Genomic DNA, 14,674 nt, shown 5'->3' on the forward strand with positions numbered 1-14,674 from the left:
GCAGAGGCTCAGCGCATGCGCAAGGGGCGCACGTAGCCGGTCATCTCCAGGTAACCCAGGCCCAGGGGCTGTCCGGCCTCGTCGAGCAGGTCGCTCAGGCCCTCCCAGTACACGGCGCCCGTGCTGGCCTGGCCGTCGAGTTCCTGGGCTTGCAGGCGTGCCTTCAAGGTCAGGCGCCCCAGGGGGGTGTGCAGGCGCCAGTGCACGGGGTAAAGCGCCCCGGTGGCCGGGCTGCGCCAGTGGGCCAGGGGCTCGAAGCGCAGTTGCTCAGGCGAGAAGCGCTGCACGGTGCCGTCGGCACGGCGCCAGCTGCCACCGGCCCACACGGCCTGCCCGGCGGCATTGCGCATGCGAAACAGCATGAGGGCGCCGCCGCCGCGCAGGTTGATGCCCAGCCAGTCCCAGCCCACGGCCTCTCCAGGCAGGTAGCCTTCGCTCCACTCGTGGTCCATCCAGGCCAGGCCTTGCACCGGCTGCGGCATGCCGTTCAGGCGCAGTTGCCCGCGCACCTGCAGCTGGGGTTGCGAGTAATAGCGGCTGGCTTCTTCGGGCACCGGGCCTTTGCGCGAGTACCCGTCGGGCCCCTGCAGCAGCACCGGCTGGGTGCTGTCCATCGTGAGCTGCAGGCCGAAGGCGCGCGTGGGCAGGTCGGCCACGTAGCGGCTGCCTGCGCCATGCGGGGTGTTCCGTGCTTCTCGGTGAAGGCGCCAGTCGCGCAGGTGCACACGGGTGTCGGCCTCGGCGGCGTCGGCCAGGCCCAGGCCCGCACGCAGCAGGCGCTGGTCGTGCAGCAGCTGGCGGCCTTGCAGATCGGTCAGGGCCACGTGCGCCATCAACAGCTGGCGGGCGGCCAGGGCGCTGGGGTTGCCCTCGGCTTCGTCCACCCGCGTGCGAAAGAAGGTGATCTGAAAGCCAAAGCCGGGGTGGGCGGTGGCGCCATCGGGACGCAGGTGCCCCGTGATGTACCACCACTCGGTGCGGTGGTCGGGGTGGGCGCCGTGGTCGCGCGGAAAGCGCAGCGGCTGGCCTGGCAGCACGCGGGGTCGTGTTGTCGGTGCCCCAGGGGGTGTCAAGCCAGGTGTCGACAGGGGTGTCGAGGGGAGTGTCGAGCTCTGGGCGCCCGCCGAAGAGGCCACCAGCCCGGCGCCCCAGCCCAGCCACAGGCGCCGCGTCATCCAGGGGGGGCTGCGCATCACCAGTCCTCCTTCACGGCCTGCACCGCCTGGTGGCTGGCCGCATGCCGCCCGGCCCACCAGGCGGTCAGGGTGCCTGCCACCACCACGGCCGCGGCCAGGGCCAGCAGGCGCCACACGGGCCATTGCATCTCCATGGTCCAGTGGAAGCTTTGCGGGTTCACCACCTTCACCAGCACCACGCTCACGGCCGCGCCCAGGGCCAGGCCCAGCAGGGCGCCCACGCTGCTCAGCGCCAGCCCCTCCAGCGCCACCGTGCCCAGCACCTGCCTGCGCGTGAAGCCCAGGTGGGTCAGCAGCCCGAACTCTTTGCGGCGTGCCAGCACCTGGGCCGAGAAGCTGGCGGCGGTGCCGAACAGGCCAATGCCAATGGCCACGGCCTGCAGCCAGTAGGTCACGGCAAAACTGCGGTCAAAAATGCGCAGCGTGATCTCGCGAATCTCTCGCGGTTCGGCAAAGCTCAGCAGTTCGCCGGCCAGGCCGGTGTCGGTGGCCGCCTGCCGCACCGCCTGTTGCACGTCGGCGGTGCGCACGCCCGGGGCCAGCCACAGGGCCAGGTCATTGAGCTGGCGGTCGCCGGTCAGGCGCTGGTAGTCGGCCAGGTCGATCAGCACCGCGCCCTGCTGTCGGGCGTAATCACGCCACACGCCGCGCACCACGGCCTGCACGGGCGGCTGGCCGGCCACCAGGGGCAGGCTCAGGGTGCGGCCTGGGCTGGCGCCGTGCAGGGCCTGCATGGGTTCGCTCACGTACACGCTGATCTTGCCCGGGCGCGCGGCTTGCAGCGGCCCCACCAGGGGCAGGCTGCGCGCCGGGTCGGGCAGGGGGCGCGCCAGCAGGGCCACTGCGGGCTGGCTGCCCCCCGAATCGGAGGGCAGCTGCACGCTGCTCACCCGCAGGCCCACCGCCTGGGTCACGCCGGGCACCTTCGCCACTTGCGCCATGAACTCGGGGCCGAAGTGCTGCGCATCGCTGCTGTCGGCTGTGGTGGTGCGGGCGTACAGGTCGGCTGGCAGCACCTGGTCGAGCCAGTCGATCACCGAGCCCCGAAAGCTGGCCACCATCACCGTCAGGGCCACCGACAGGCTCAGGCTGGCCACCACGCCCGCCAGGGTCACCGTGGCGGTGTGCCGCATGCGCCGTGCACGCTCCAGCGCCATCAGGGCGGTGGCCTGGCGCGGTTCGGGCCAGCGTTGCAGCACCGCCCCCACCAGCGGCGGCACGCTCACGATGCCGCCCAGCAGCAAGGCGGCCACACCCAGGTAGGCGGCCAGCGGCATGTCGGCCACCGGCGGCAGCAGGCTCAGGCCCACGCCAGCGGCCATGGCCAGCGGGCCCCACCAGGCACGGGGGCCCTCGGCACTCACGCTGCCCAGACCCTTGAGCGCCTGCGCCGGGGCCAGGGCTTCGGCGGTGCGCGCGGGCACCCAGGCGCCCAGCAGCGCCGCCAGCACGCCCAGGGCGCCGTACACCCCCGCGGCCACCGGGCTGAATTGCAAACTGGGGCTCACGCCGGCGAAGTAGCCACCGCCCAGGTCGCCCCCCATCAGGCGCAAGGCCGCAGCGGCCAGGCCGGTGCCCAGGGCCAGGCCCAGCAGGCTGCCCAGCGCGCCCAGCACGGCCGCTTCGGCCAGCACCAGCAGGCGCCGCTCACGCGCGCTCAGGCCCAGCACACCCATCAGGGCCAGCGTGGGCTGGCGCCGGGCCACCGCGAGGGCCAGGATCGAAAACACCAGAAAGCCCCCGGTGAACAGCGCCACCAGGGCCAGCACCGTCAGGTTCACCCGGTAGGCGCGCGACACGTTCGACACACGCTGGCGGCTGTCGTCGGCCTGCTCGGCCACCACCCCGGCAGGCAGGGCCTGTTGCCGCACCCAGTCGGTGGGTGATGGCCCTGCGGCCAGTTGCAGGTCGATCCGGTCGATGCGGCCCAGCGTGCCCAGCAGGTGCTGGGCCGAGCCGATGTCCATCACGGCCAGGGCTTCGCCACCGGCACTCACGCCGCCGCGCACCCGCAGCGTGCGCCAGGCCATGCCTTGCTGCACCTGCAGGGCGTCGCCCGGGGCCATGCCCAGCAGCGTGCGGGCCCGGGCATTGAGGTACACGCTGTCCGGTGCGAACATCTGCAGGCGGGCCTCGGCGTCGGCGCTTTCAGGCATGTGCTGCGGCATCAGGGGGGCGGCCACCATCGGGTCCAGGCCCATCACGCGCAGGCCGTGGCGCTGGCCGTCACGCCCCAGGGCCTGGGTGCGCACATCGATCACGGGGCTGGCCCGCTGCACACCCGGTGCCTGGGCCACCTGCGCATACAGGGCCTCGGGCAGCCCTCCTCGGGCTGCCTTCAGGCTGAGGTCGGCCTGCCCGTTCACCGAGCGCACGGCCGCGCTGAACTCGCTCAGGGCCGAGGCATTGATCAGGTGCACCGAAAACGCCAGCGCCACACCCAGCAGCACCGCCAGCAAGGCCGTGGCGTGCCGCCCGGGGTGCAGGCGCACCTCGGGCCATGACACCTGCCGCAGCAGTTGCCACACCAGTGGCCACACCGGCTGGGCATGCCGTGAAACGGCGGTCATGTCGGCCGGGCCTCGGGGCTCAGACCTTGTCGGGTCAGGCGCAACACCCGATCGGCCAGGGCTGCGGCGGCCGGAGAGTGCGTCACCATCACGCAGGCGGCGCCCTGCTCGCGTGTTTGCTGGCGCAGGGCCTGCATCACCTGGGCGGCGGTGTCGGGGTCGAGGTTGCCCGTGGGCTCGTCGGCCAGGATCAGTCGCGGGCGATGCACCAGGGCCCGCGCAATGGCCACCCGTTGCAGCTGTCCGCCCGACAGCTGCTGTGGCAGCCGCTCGCCCAGACTGCCCAGCCCCAGGGCATCGAGCACCTGCTGCACCCGCGCCGCATCGGGTCGCTGCAGCAGCATCAGGGGCAAGGCCACGTTCTGGCGCACGCTCAGGTGGGGCAGCACATGGAAGGCCTGGAACACGAAACCCAGGTGTTCGCGCCGCAGCAGGGCCTGTGCTTCTTCGGGCAGGGTGTCCACCCGCCGACCTTGCAGGTGCACCGCGCCGCCGTCCAGGCGTTCCAGCCCGGCCAGCGCGTTGAGCAGGGTCGACTTGCCCACGCCCGAATCACCCACCACGGCCACGAACTCGCCGGCCTGCACCGTGAGGCCCACCTGTGCGAACACCACGGTCTCGCCGTGGCGGCGTTGCAGGTCGGTGGCGCACAGCAAGGGGGTGGTCATGGTTCACGGCACATGGCAAAGCATGTGAAAGATTATTGACTGCCCTGATGCGCACCCAGGCTGCATTCGGCGCCCACCCATTCGTCGCCCGCTGGACAGCCCGCCCACACCTTGGGGCCAATGTCTGACAATACGGCCCATGAGCCTTGGCGAATTCGACCTGATCTCCCGCTTCTTCATGCGCCCCGAAGGGCAGGGCCCGCGCCGCGCCCAGGTGGGCAATGGCGACGACTGCGCCGTGATCGCGCCGGCCCCCGGGCACCACATCGCCCTGTCCACCGACACCCTGGTGGAAGGCCGGCATTTCCTGTCGACTGTCGACCCCGCTCGCCTGGGCCACAAGAGCCTGGCCGTGAACCTGTCCGACCTGGCGGCAGCCGGCGCCCGCCCGCTGGGCTTCACGCTGGCGCTCACCTTGCCCCGTGCCGACGCCACCTGGCTGGAAGGCTTCTCAAAGGGCCTGCTGGCCCTGGCCGATGCGCACGACTGCGAACTGATCGGTGGCGACACCACCGCCGGGCCCCTCACCATCGGCATCACCGTGCTGGGCGAAGTGCCCGCCGGCGGCGCCCTGCTGCGCAACGGCGCCCGCCCGGGGCACGAACTGTGGGTGAGCGGCCAGCCGGGCGAAGCGCGCCTGGCGCTCGAAGCCTTCCGCGGCACCCTCAGCCTCAGCACCGAAGATTTCCAGGCCACCCGCGACCGCATGGAATGCCCGGCGCCACGCGTGGCCCTGGGCCTGGCCCTGCGCGGTGTGGCCAGCGCGGCCATTGATGTGTCTGACGGGCTACTGGGCGACCTGGGCCACATCCTGCGCCGCAGCGGCGTGGGCGCCACCCTGCACACCGAGCAACTGCCCCGCAGTGCCTGCCTGACCCGCCAGCCCGCGGCGCAGCAGCTCGACATGCTGCTGGCCGGTGGCGACGACTACGAGCTGCTGTTCACCGCCCCCGCTGAGGCCCATGCCCAGGTGCTTGCCGCCGCCCAGCAGGCGGGCGTGGCTGTGCACCGTTTCGGCCACATCGACGCCGAACCCGGCCTGCGCCTGCTCGACCAGGGCCAGCCGCTGGCCAACCGCTGGACCTCGTTCGACCACTTCCGCGCCTGAGCCCGTCTGAGCCCGCCATGAACACGCCCGCCGAAGACGCCACCCTGGTGAACGCACCCCGCCGTTCCACCGTGCAGATGCTGCTGCGCCATCCGGCCCACCTCATCGCCCTGGGTGCTGGCAGTGGCCTGAGCCCGGTGGCCCCCGGCACCGTGGGCACCCTGTGGGCCTGGCTGGTGTTCGCCGTGCTCGACAAGGCCTGGGGCCATGGTGCCGCGGCCGACCTGAAATGGGCCTGGCTGATCGGCCTGGGCACCGTGGTGGGCTGGTGGGCCTGCACCTTCACCGCCCGCAGCCTGCGCGTGGCCGACCCCAGTGCCGTGGTCTGGGACGAAGTGCTGGCCTTCTGGCTGGTGCTGTGGGTGGCCGGGCCGCTGAACTTCGCCGGTCAGGCGTTGGCTTTTGCGCTGTTCCGCTTTTTCGATGCCGTCAAACCGGGCCCCGTGGCCTGGGCCGATGGCCTGTTCAAACTGGGAAAGGGCCGATCCATCGGTTACGCACAGGGCTTTGGCATCCTGTTCGATGATGTCGTGGCCGCCTTCTGCACCTTGCTGGTTCTGGCCCTCGGGTTCAAACTGCACCAGCTGGGCCTGACCCCCTGGCCTTTCTTTGCCTGACCCATGCCCCCTGCCGGCCCTGCCCGCGTCCACCCATGAGCACAGACCTCCTCATCCCCCTGGTGCACGAACTGGCCACCGTGCTCACCGCCCGTGGCGTCATGATGGCCACGGCCGAATCGTGCACCGGCGGCCTGATCGCGGCCACCTGCACCGAGGTGTCGGGCTCCAGTGCCTGGTTCGACCGTGGCGTGGTCACCTACAGCAACGAGGCCAAATCCGACCTGCTGGGCGTGCCCATGGCCCTGATCCAGCAGCATGGCGCCGTGAGCGAGCCGGTGGCCCGCGCCATGGCCGAGGGCATGTTGCGGCACTCGCGCGCGCAATGCGCGGTGGCCGTCACCGGCGTGGCCGGCCCCACCGGTGGCACGCCTGACAAACCGGTGGGCACCGTGTGGGTGGCCTGGTGCACCGAAGACACCCACGGCCAGCGCCACACCCAGGCCCAATGTCTGCACCTTTCTGGCAGCCGGGCATCCATCCGTGAAGGCACCGTGCAGGCCGCACTTCACGGTTTGAAAAATTGTGTACTTGCGTTACGCTGATTTTTGTTGTGGCCCCGGGAGGGCCCGGGAGTCTGCATGCGAGCGTGGTGCCGATCAGGCCTGTTCACGGCCTGGCTGACCTGTCTGTGTCTCAACGCTGCGGTGGCGGCCGAACCGGCCTCACCTTGGCCTGAGCCATACGCCCAGGGCAAGGCCGTGGCGTGGTCCAACGGCATGCCGGTGGCCGACCTTCAGGGCGACTGGCGCCGAGGGTATGACCCCCAGGTCGGCGCGCAGCGTGCCTACCTCTCGGCCCTGGCCGAAGCCGGGTTGGGCATGCCGAATGCCGCCCCCACCTGGGCCCAGGGCTGGCGACTGGGGGCCCTGGCTCGTGTCGAAGCCTTTGCCGCCTTGTCGGGGGAAGCTGCCGACCTGCTGGCCGCTTACCAGGGCCAAACCGACCCCACCCGCATTGGCAGCTACAACGCCGACCACCGCACCCTGATGTGGCGTGGCACCGGCCTGGCCGTGCACACCCCTGCATGGCGCGTCGGCCGCTTCCAGATGGGCGCCAGCTGGCAGTACCTGCGCCTGACCCGGTTGCGCACCACGCAGACCCAGGGCGTGGCTGCCTACCTGGGCAATGGCACCTACGAATACGACCTCACCCTGTCCGAAGACAACGAGCGGGTGCACACCACCTTCCTGGCCAACCCGGCGGATCGAGGGGATGCGGCCTCCCTGTCGCTGCACCTGGCCTGGCAGCCCGATGACCGCTGGAGCCTCAAGCTCTCGGCCGACGACCTCTGGAGCCGTCTGCACTGGCCGCAACTGCAAGCCAACCGCGCCAGCGTCACCAGCCAGGTGGCCAGCCGCGATGCCGAAGGTTTCCTGAACTACCGCGCGGCCATCGTCGGCAAGTACACCGTGCAGGCGCTCGATGCCCGCATGCCCGCCACCGTCAGTTTCGATGTGGCCTGGCGCCACGAAACCGGTGACATGACCCTTCAAAGCGTGCGCCGGTGGGGCCTGCAGCAGCTGTGGCTGGGCTGGCGACAGGCGGGCGATCTGGCCTGGTCGGTCGAAGTCGAGCCCATGGCCGGTGCGCTGCGCCTGGGCCTGGCCTGGCGCGGACTGCACATGCTGGTGGGTGCCGACAAGCTCGACGACACGGCCCATGTGCAGCAGCTGAACCTGAGTTACCGGACACCTTTTTGACGCTTCGCAACCTGCGAAATGTTGCGGTGCGGCATGCCGTGCGAAATGCACGCCCGAGAAAAGTCCGGGTGTGTAACGCTTCGTGAATACATGTGAAGGCCTTCAGTTTTTTGACGCGCAGGCTGGATCGACCTTGGGGCCTTCAGTGCAGTGATCCCGGTGTCGGCGCGTTGTTTCAGTGGGGATGCAAATGAATCTGGTTGTCAAGAGCACATGGACGCGGCACCTCGTGGGTGCCGCCGTGCTGGCCGCACTGGCGGCTTGCGGAGGCGGCGGTGGTGGCTCGGCCAATAACAACACCGGCGGCAGCACCGAGCAGACAGCGTCGGTCACGGGCGTGGCGGCCAAGGGCCTCATGAAGTTTGCCAAAGTGGTGGTCAAGGATGCGGTCTCAGGGGCGGTGCTCAAGGAAACCACGACCGATGCGACCGGCAACTACACCGTCACTGGCCTGCCCATTGGCACGGCTGTGCTGATCGAAGTCAGCTCGGTGGCGGGCACCAAGATCGTGGACGAAGCCACCAACGCTGAAATCGACGCGCCAGCCAATTTCACGCTGCGCGCAGCCGCTGTGGCCGATGCCGCCGGCACGGCCAATGTACAGGTCACCCCGTTCTCTGAAATGGCCGTTGCCAAGGCGCTTGCCAATGGCGGCCTCTCCAAAGACAACATCGAAGCCGCCAACGCCGATGTGCGCTTGCTGGTGGGCTTTGATGTGCTCGCCGAGCGCCCTGTGTTCTCCGACGACGGCTTCACCGCCAGCAACAAGGCGGCCCTGATGCTGGCCGCGGTCTCCAGAATGGCGCAACAAGAGGCCTTCGAGTGCGGTTCGACGTCCAATGATCCCGCGGTGAGCCAGGCTGAAAAAGTCAAATGCGTGGTCACGACCATGGCCCAGGCGGGCTCATCGGACGAGGACGTCTTCATTGAGCTGAGCGATGCCAAAGACGCCGTGTTCAACGACGACTATGACGGCGACGAAGAAAAGCCGATCACCACGCAACAGCCCAGAGACCTCATCGATGTTTCAGAGCGTGGCTCGGCCATCGACCAGGCCAAGGCACTGATTGCCAACATCCGTTCCAACGGCGCCATGCTGGTGGGCGATGGCAGCACCACACTGGAATCTCGCCTGCGCACGGTGTCCACGGTCATTGAAGGCGCTGCCAACCCCATCGGCGACAGCAGCCGCGAGTTGTACGGCGCCGTGTTGTCAGCGGCCAACCTGCTCGACGAAGGCCAGCACGTCGGCACCACCGTCAACTTCAATGCGAGCGTGGCCCAGGTCGTGGGTTGCCGCCTGTACGAGGGCAACAACCCCGCAGACCTCGATTGGGACACCGAGGCATCCGACGCATCGGCTGCAGGCTCCATCGGCTGCCGCATCACCTACAGCGTGGTCTACGACAACGCCACGGACAAGTACATCGCCCGTCAGCACAATTTCCGTGTGTACAGAACCGAAGAGCCTGGCGAATACAAGGTTCGATCGCGCCTGATCCTCCAGACCGTCGTCCTCAATGAAGAGACCCAGAGATTCGAAGTGCAGGACACGTCAGATTTCGTGCGCAAGGCACCCGCGCCTGGTGATTCCGCCAATGGTGGCTTCTACCTGGCCGACGTGGCCATTGGTCGAGAGGCCCCTTCCTTCGAATACCCACGGGGTTACCTGTACAGCATGGCCCTCAGTGGCGATTTCGCTGGCGGGTTGTCTCAGGTGCTCAACGGGTTCGCGCTGAAAAACACGCTGGCCCTGAGCATCACCCCCAGCTTCACGCCGGTCACCGAGGGCGAGGGCGTCGGCACGGACACCATCACCCGCCTGACCCTGGCGGGCTCGGTGTCTGCTTCGGGCGGTTCGCGTCCGACCGTGACGGCCACCTTCCTTGAGGACAGCTACATCGAGTCGCAGTTCAACAACGCAGAAGGGCAAAGCCTGCGCGCGGTCGAGACCATGGCTGGCGCGCGAGACGGCACCCTGCGCATCAGCGTGCTCGATGCGGCAGGCGCCGGGTTCACTGGCACGGTGGGCCTCAGCGGCCAAGGCGAAGTGGACGGCGACCAGCTGCCCACCAGCCTGGTGCTGCGGGGCGTGGTGACCTCTGCCGCCAACGCGACCCTGTTTGACGGGACCGTCAACGTGTCTGTGGCGAGCTTTGACGGCTACTCCAGTCTGTCTCCCTACTCCAGCAAGAACAGCGTGTCGAACCCGCAGATCTCGATCAACGGTCTCCTGGCCGTCAGTGGGCGACCCAATCTGGTGGTCAACATGAACATCGGTCATGCTTTCACGCTGGGCGGAGAGCGCCTGAGCATCTCGGGGAACTACACGCAGGGCGACGATGTGGTGATGATCAGCGGTGAACTGTTCGCCGAAGGGTCGGAGGGCACATCGTCCATCGCGCTGTCCACCCCGAGGGGGCTTGGCATCACCTTGTCCGAAGGTAGCAAATTCGCCACCTTGTTCAAGTCGGAGTCGTACGCACTGGGTACCTTGGACCTCGACAAGTCCAAGATCACCTACGCCGACGGTAGCTTCGAGCAATACTGATCAGGCGCATTGAGCGCACATCCCAAGAGGCCCTCCGGGGCCTCTTTTTCATGGCATGCGCGTCTGTCAGCCCTCACCGGGCCCAAACGGCGGTGGCAGGTTCGGTCGCGGAAACACCCGCTCCAGCGCCACATCGATCACCAGGCCCCACAGGCTGTACAGCACCGAGGCGCCCAGGGCAGGCCAGAACCCTGTCACGCTGAACCCGTCGAGCAGGTGCCCGGCCAGCTGGAACATCAGGGCATTGACCACAAACAGGAACAGCCCCAAGGTCAGCACCGTCACCGGCAGCGTCAGCACGATCAGCAGCGGGCGCAGGAACGCGTTCAGCAGCCCGATCACGAACGCGGCCCACAGGGCCGCGGTGTAGTCGGTCAGGCTCACGGCACTGATCCATTGAGAAATCAGCACCAGGGCGGCTGCAGAGAGCAGCCATTTCAGCAGCAGTTTCAGCATGTCATCCTCCGGCGCAGGCCGGTGTCAGGCAGTATGCCGCAGGCGGCCACCCATGCCCACTTGTCGGAAAACGCGCTGCCTCGTACAATGGAAGGCTTTTCGGCTTTCGAATCTTGCACGCTGGCGGGTTCGAAGGTCGTTTTGTGCTTGCCAAACCAGGGCTTGTCAGCGGCTTAAAGCTGCTCCAAGTGCTTGATTTGCAAGTGTTTCATCAACGGGAACCTACGGAATTTTTCCAGATGCCAACCATCAACCAGCTCGTGCGCCAAGGCCGTGAGGTCGAGGTCACGAAGTCCAAGTCGCCTGCGATGCAGAACTGCCCGCAGCGCCGCGGCGTGTGCACCCGCGTGTACACCACCACCCCCAAGAAGCCGAACTCCGCTCTGCGTAAGGTCGCCAAGGTGCGCCTGACCAACGGTTTCGAAGTCATTTCCTACATCGGCGGCGAAGGCCACAACCTGCAAGAACACAGCGTCGTGCTGGTTCGCGGCGGCCGTGTGAAGGACTTGCCCGGTGTGCGTTACCACATCGTGCGTGGCTCCCTTGACCTGCAAGGCGTCAAGGACCGCAAGCAATCGCGCTCCAAGTACGGCGCGAAGCGCCCCAAGAAGGCTTAATCAGCTTTCTCGAACAAGTTTTCGGCTGGTTTCATCAGCGCGTCACCCAAGGGGTGGATGCTGCTCTTGAGAAAGCCGAGGTGGCGATGGCCTGCTGCATGTGTGGCAACCATCGAGTAAGTGGAGTCTGTTTGTTTTGATCGGCTCCGCGATGCAAGCGAAAGCTCGCATCAACTGAAGCATTGAAAGGAATCGAAATGCCTCGTCGTCGCGAAGTACCCAAGCGTGAAATCCTGCCCGATCCGAAGTTCGGATCGATCGACCTGTCCAAGTTCATGAACGTGATCATGGAATCGGGCAAGAAGGCTGTTGCAGAACGCATCATCTACGGTGCCCTGGAACAGGTCGAGACCAAGTCCGGCAAGGACCCGCTGGAAATCTTCAACATCGCGATCAATAACGTCAAGCCTGTGGTGGAAGTCAAATCCCGCCGCGTGGGTGGCGCGAACTACCAGGTTCCCGTTGAAGTTCGCCCCGCCCGTCGCATGGCCCTGGCCATGCGCTGGCTGAAGGAATCGTCGCGCAAGCGCTCGGAGAAGTCGATGGCCCAGCGTCTGGCCAACGAACTGCTCGAAGCCGCTGAAGGCCGCGGCGGTGCCATGAAGAAGCGTGATGAAGTTCACCGCATGGCCGAAGCCAACAAGGCTTTCTCGCACTTCCGTTTCTGATCCACCCCCGGGAGCCTCGGCCGGCCCACAGCTGGCTGAGTGCCCCACCAGGCGTCCGGCATGCCGAAATGGCATCCGGCGCTTTGTCCAATCTGGAGTGACCCTATGGCACGCAAGACCCCGATCGAGCGCTACCGCAATATCGGTATCTCGGCCCACATCGACGCCGGCAAGACCACCACGACCGAGCGCATCCTGTACTACACCGGTGTGAACCACAAGATCGGTGAAGTGCACGAAGGCGCTGCCACCATGGACTGGATGGAGCAGGAACAAGAGCGCGGCATCACCATCACGTCGGCCGCCACCACCTGCTTCTGGAAGGGCATGGACCTGTCCTACCCCGAGCACCGCTTCAACATCATCGACACCCCGGGCCACGTGGACTTCACCATCGAGGTGGAGCGTTCCATGCGCGTGCTCGACGGCGCCTGCATGGTGTACTGCGCCGTGGGTGGCGTGCAGCCCCAGTCGGAAACCGTCTGGCGCCAGGCCAACAAGTACAAGGTGCCCCGTCTGGCCTTCGTGAACAAGATGGACCGCACCGGCGCCAACTTCTTCAAGGTCTATGACCAGATGCGCCTGCGTCTGAAGGCCAACCCCGTGCCCGTGGTGATCCCCATCGGCGCGGAAGACAACTTCGTGGGCGTGATCGACCTGCTGAAGATGAAGGCCATCATCTGGGACGAAGCGTCCCAAGGCATGAAGTTCAACTACGAAGACATGCCCGCCAACCTGGTGGAAGACGCCAAGAAGTGGCGCGAGAACATGATCGAAGCCGCGGCCGAAGCCTCGGAAGAACTCATGAACAAGTACCTGGAAGAAGGTGACTTGTCTGAAGAAGAGATCAAGCTGGCTCTGCGCACCCGCACCATCGCTGGCGAAATCCAGCCCATGCTGTGCGGCACCGCCTTCAAGAACAAGGGCGTGCAGCGCATGCTGGACGCCGTGATCGACTACCTGCCCTCGCCTGTGGACATTCCCCCGGTGTCGGGCACCGACGACAACGAGCAGCCCACCACCCGCAAGGCCGACGACAACGAGAAGTTCTCCTCGCTGGCGTTCAAGCTGATGACCGACCCGTACGTCGGTCAGCTGACCTTCGTGCGCGTCTACTCGGGCGTGCTGAAGTCGGGTGACTCCGTCTACAACCCGATCAAGGGCAAGAAGGAGCGTATCGGTCGTATTCTGCAGATGCACGCCAACCAGCGTGAAGAAATCTCGGAAATTCTGGCCGGCGACATCGCCGCTTGCGTGGGCCTGAAGGAAGTGACCACCGGCGAAACGCTGTGTGACCCCGAAGCCATCGTGACCCTGGAAAAGATGGTCTTCCCCGAGCCTGTGATCTCGCAGGCCGTGGAACCCAAGACCAAGGCCGACCAGGAAAAGATGGGCATCGCCCTGGGCCGTCTGGCCAAGGAAGACCCGTCGTTCCGCCTGCGCACCGACGAAGAATCGGGCCAGACCATCATTTCCGGCATGGGCGAGCTCCACCTGGAAATCATCGTCGACCGCATGAAGCGTGAATTCGGTGTGGAAGCCAACGTGGGCAAGCCTCAAGTGGCCTACCGCGAAACCATCCGCAAGACCGTCACCGAAGTCGAAGGCAAGTTCGTTCGCCAGTCGGGCGGTAAGGGCCAGTACGGCCACGTCGTGCTGACCGTGGAACCGATGGAACCCGGCGGCAAGGGCTTCGAGTTCGTCGACGAAATCAAGGGCGGTGTGGTTCCTCGCGAATACATCCCGGCCGTGGAAAAGGGCATCATCGACACCCTGGGCAACGGCGTTCTGGCCGGCTACCCCGTGGTGGACGTTCGCGTGCGCCTGACCTTCGGTTCGTACCACGACGTGGACTCGAACGAAAACGCCTTCAAGATGGCCGCTTCGATGGGCTTCAAGGAAGGCTGCCGCCGCGCTCAGCCCGTGATCCTCGAGCCGATGATGGCCGTGGAAGTCGAAACGCCTGAAGACTACGCCGGTACCGTGATGGGCGACCTGTCCTCGCGTCGCGGCATGGTGCAGGGCATGGACGACATGGTCGGCGGTGGCAAGGTCATCAAGGCCGAAGTTCCCCTGTCGGAAATGTTCGGCTACTCGACCTCGCTGCGTTCGGCCACCCAAGGCCGCGCCACGTACACCATGGAGTTCAAGCAATACGCCGAAGCTCCCAAGAACGTGGCCGACGCCATCATCACCGCTCGTTCCAAGAACTGATGCGGTGCGGGCCCGGGTGCTGGCATCCGGGCCTCACATTCAAGCCGGTCTTCGGCGCCGCCTCGGGCTCGTGCCCGGTGCGGTGAGGCTGCTGCCCATGGCAGCTTCGTGCCGGAGACCTAAAACTCGCATGGGCAACTGTTCTTTGTTTGGAGAAACAAATGGCAAAAGGTAAATTCGAACGGACCAAGCCGCACGTGAACGTGGGCACCATCGGTCACGTGGACCACGGCAAGACCACCCTGACGGCTGCGATCGCCACTGTGCTGTCGAAGAAGTTCGGCGGCGAAGCCAAGGCGTACGACC

At 66.7% G+C, this 14,674-nt stretch carries 13 protein-coding genes; 9 read left to right on the forward strand and 4 right to left on the reverse strand.

The annotated features are described in order from the left end of the window. Window positions 1-8 precede the first annotated feature (8 nt). From EYS42_RS16150 to EYS42_RS16160, 3 genes are read right to left on the reverse strand one after another with little or no spacing between them, the layout of a single operon-like run. Window positions 9-1,193: a lipocalin-like domain-containing protein gene (locus EYS42_RS16150; RefSeq protein WP_245503678.1), complete on the reverse strand. Its 1,185-nt coding sequence runs from the start codon at window positions 1,191-1,193 to the stop codon at window positions 9-11. Continuing rightward, window positions 1,193-3,766: an FtsX-like permease family protein gene (locus EYS42_RS16155; RefSeq protein WP_130969231.1), complete on the reverse strand. Its 2,574-nt coding sequence runs from the start codon at window positions 3,764-3,766 to the stop codon at window positions 1,193-1,195. The genes EYS42_RS16150 and EYS42_RS16155 overlap by 1 nt, the downstream gene beginning before the upstream one ends. After that, window positions 3,763-4,434, reverse strand: a complete 672-nt coding sequence (locus EYS42_RS16160; RefSeq protein ID WP_130969232.1) for an ABC transporter ATP-binding protein — start codon at window positions 4,432-4,434, stop codon at window positions 3,763-3,765. The genes EYS42_RS16155 and EYS42_RS16160 overlap by 4 nt, the downstream gene beginning before the upstream one ends. A gap of 139 nt (window positions 4,435-4,573) precedes the next feature. Between EYS42_RS16160 and thiL the strand changes: the two genes are divergently transcribed. The 5 genes from thiL to EYS42_RS16185 all read left to right on the forward strand — a co-directional run bounded on the left by thiL (window position 4,574) and on the right by EYS42_RS16185 (window position 10,413). Beyond that, a complete protein-coding gene (thiL, locus tag EYS42_RS16165) occupies window positions 4,574-5,542 on the forward strand; it encodes a thiamine-phosphate kinase (RefSeq protein WP_130969233.1) in 969 nt (322 codons plus the stop codon). Between the two features lie 17 nt (window positions 5,543-5,559). Next, window positions 5,560-6,159, forward strand: coding sequence for a phosphatidylglycerophosphatase A family protein (locus tag EYS42_RS16170; protein ID WP_130969234.1), 600 nt, complete (start codon window positions 5,560-5,562; stop codon window positions 6,157-6,159). Between the two features lie 35 nt (window positions 6,160-6,194). Beyond that, window positions 6,195-6,704, forward strand: coding sequence for a CinA family protein (locus EYS42_RS16175; protein ID WP_130969235.1), 510 nt, complete (start codon window positions 6,195-6,197; stop codon window positions 6,702-6,704). Between the two features lie 36 nt (window positions 6,705-6,740). Further along, on the forward strand, window positions 6,741-7,862 hold the full coding sequence (locus EYS42_RS16180) for a hypothetical protein (protein WP_130969236.1): 1,122 nt from the start codon (window positions 6,741-6,743) through the stop codon (window positions 7,860-7,862). Between the two features lie 190 nt (window positions 7,863-8,052). Beyond that, window positions 8,053-10,413 (forward strand): carboxypeptidase-like regulatory domain-containing protein, encoded by a 2,361-nt coding sequence (locus EYS42_RS16185; RefSeq protein WP_130969237.1) that lies wholly within the window; start codon window positions 8,053-8,055, stop codon window positions 10,411-10,413. 66 nt (window positions 10,414-10,479) lie between these two features. Here the strand turns inward: EYS42_RS16185 and EYS42_RS16190 are convergent, their stop codons facing one another. Further along, window positions 10,480-10,869: a phage holin family protein gene (locus EYS42_RS16190; protein ID WP_508609392.1), complete on the reverse strand. Its 390-nt coding sequence runs from the start codon at window positions 10,867-10,869 to the stop codon at window positions 10,480-10,482. 239 nt (window positions 10,870-11,108) lie between these two features. On the opposite strand from EYS42_RS16190, the gene rpsL reads away from it, so the two are divergent. From rpsL to EYS42_RS16210, 4 genes are all read left to right on the forward strand, one after another. Continuing rightward, a complete protein-coding gene (rpsL, locus tag EYS42_RS16195; RefSeq protein WP_130969238.1) occupies window positions 11,109-11,486 on the forward strand; it encodes a 30S ribosomal protein S12 in 378 nt (125 codons plus the stop codon). Between the two features lie 197 nt (window positions 11,487-11,683). Continuing rightward, window positions 11,684-12,154, forward strand: a complete 471-nt coding sequence (gene rpsG / locus EYS42_RS16200) for a 30S ribosomal protein S7 (protein ID WP_130969239.1) — start codon at window positions 11,684-11,686, stop codon at window positions 12,152-12,154. A gap of 105 nt (window positions 12,155-12,259) precedes the next feature. Then, window positions 12,260-14,368, forward strand: coding sequence for an elongation factor G (gene fusA, locus EYS42_RS16205; protein WP_130969240.1), 2,109 nt, complete (start codon window positions 12,260-12,262; stop codon window positions 14,366-14,368). A gap of 161 nt (window positions 14,369-14,529) precedes the next feature. Then, a partial coding sequence (locus EYS42_RS16210; protein ID WP_230411639.1) for a GTP-binding protein occupies window positions 14,530-14,674 on the forward strand: 145 nt, incomplete at its 3' end.

This window comes from Aquabacterium lacunae (assembly GCF_004310865.1).
In the GTDB taxonomy this organism is placed as follows: domain Bacteria; phylum Pseudomonadota; class Gammaproteobacteria; order Burkholderiales; family Burkholderiaceae_C; genus Aquabacterium; species Aquabacterium lacunae.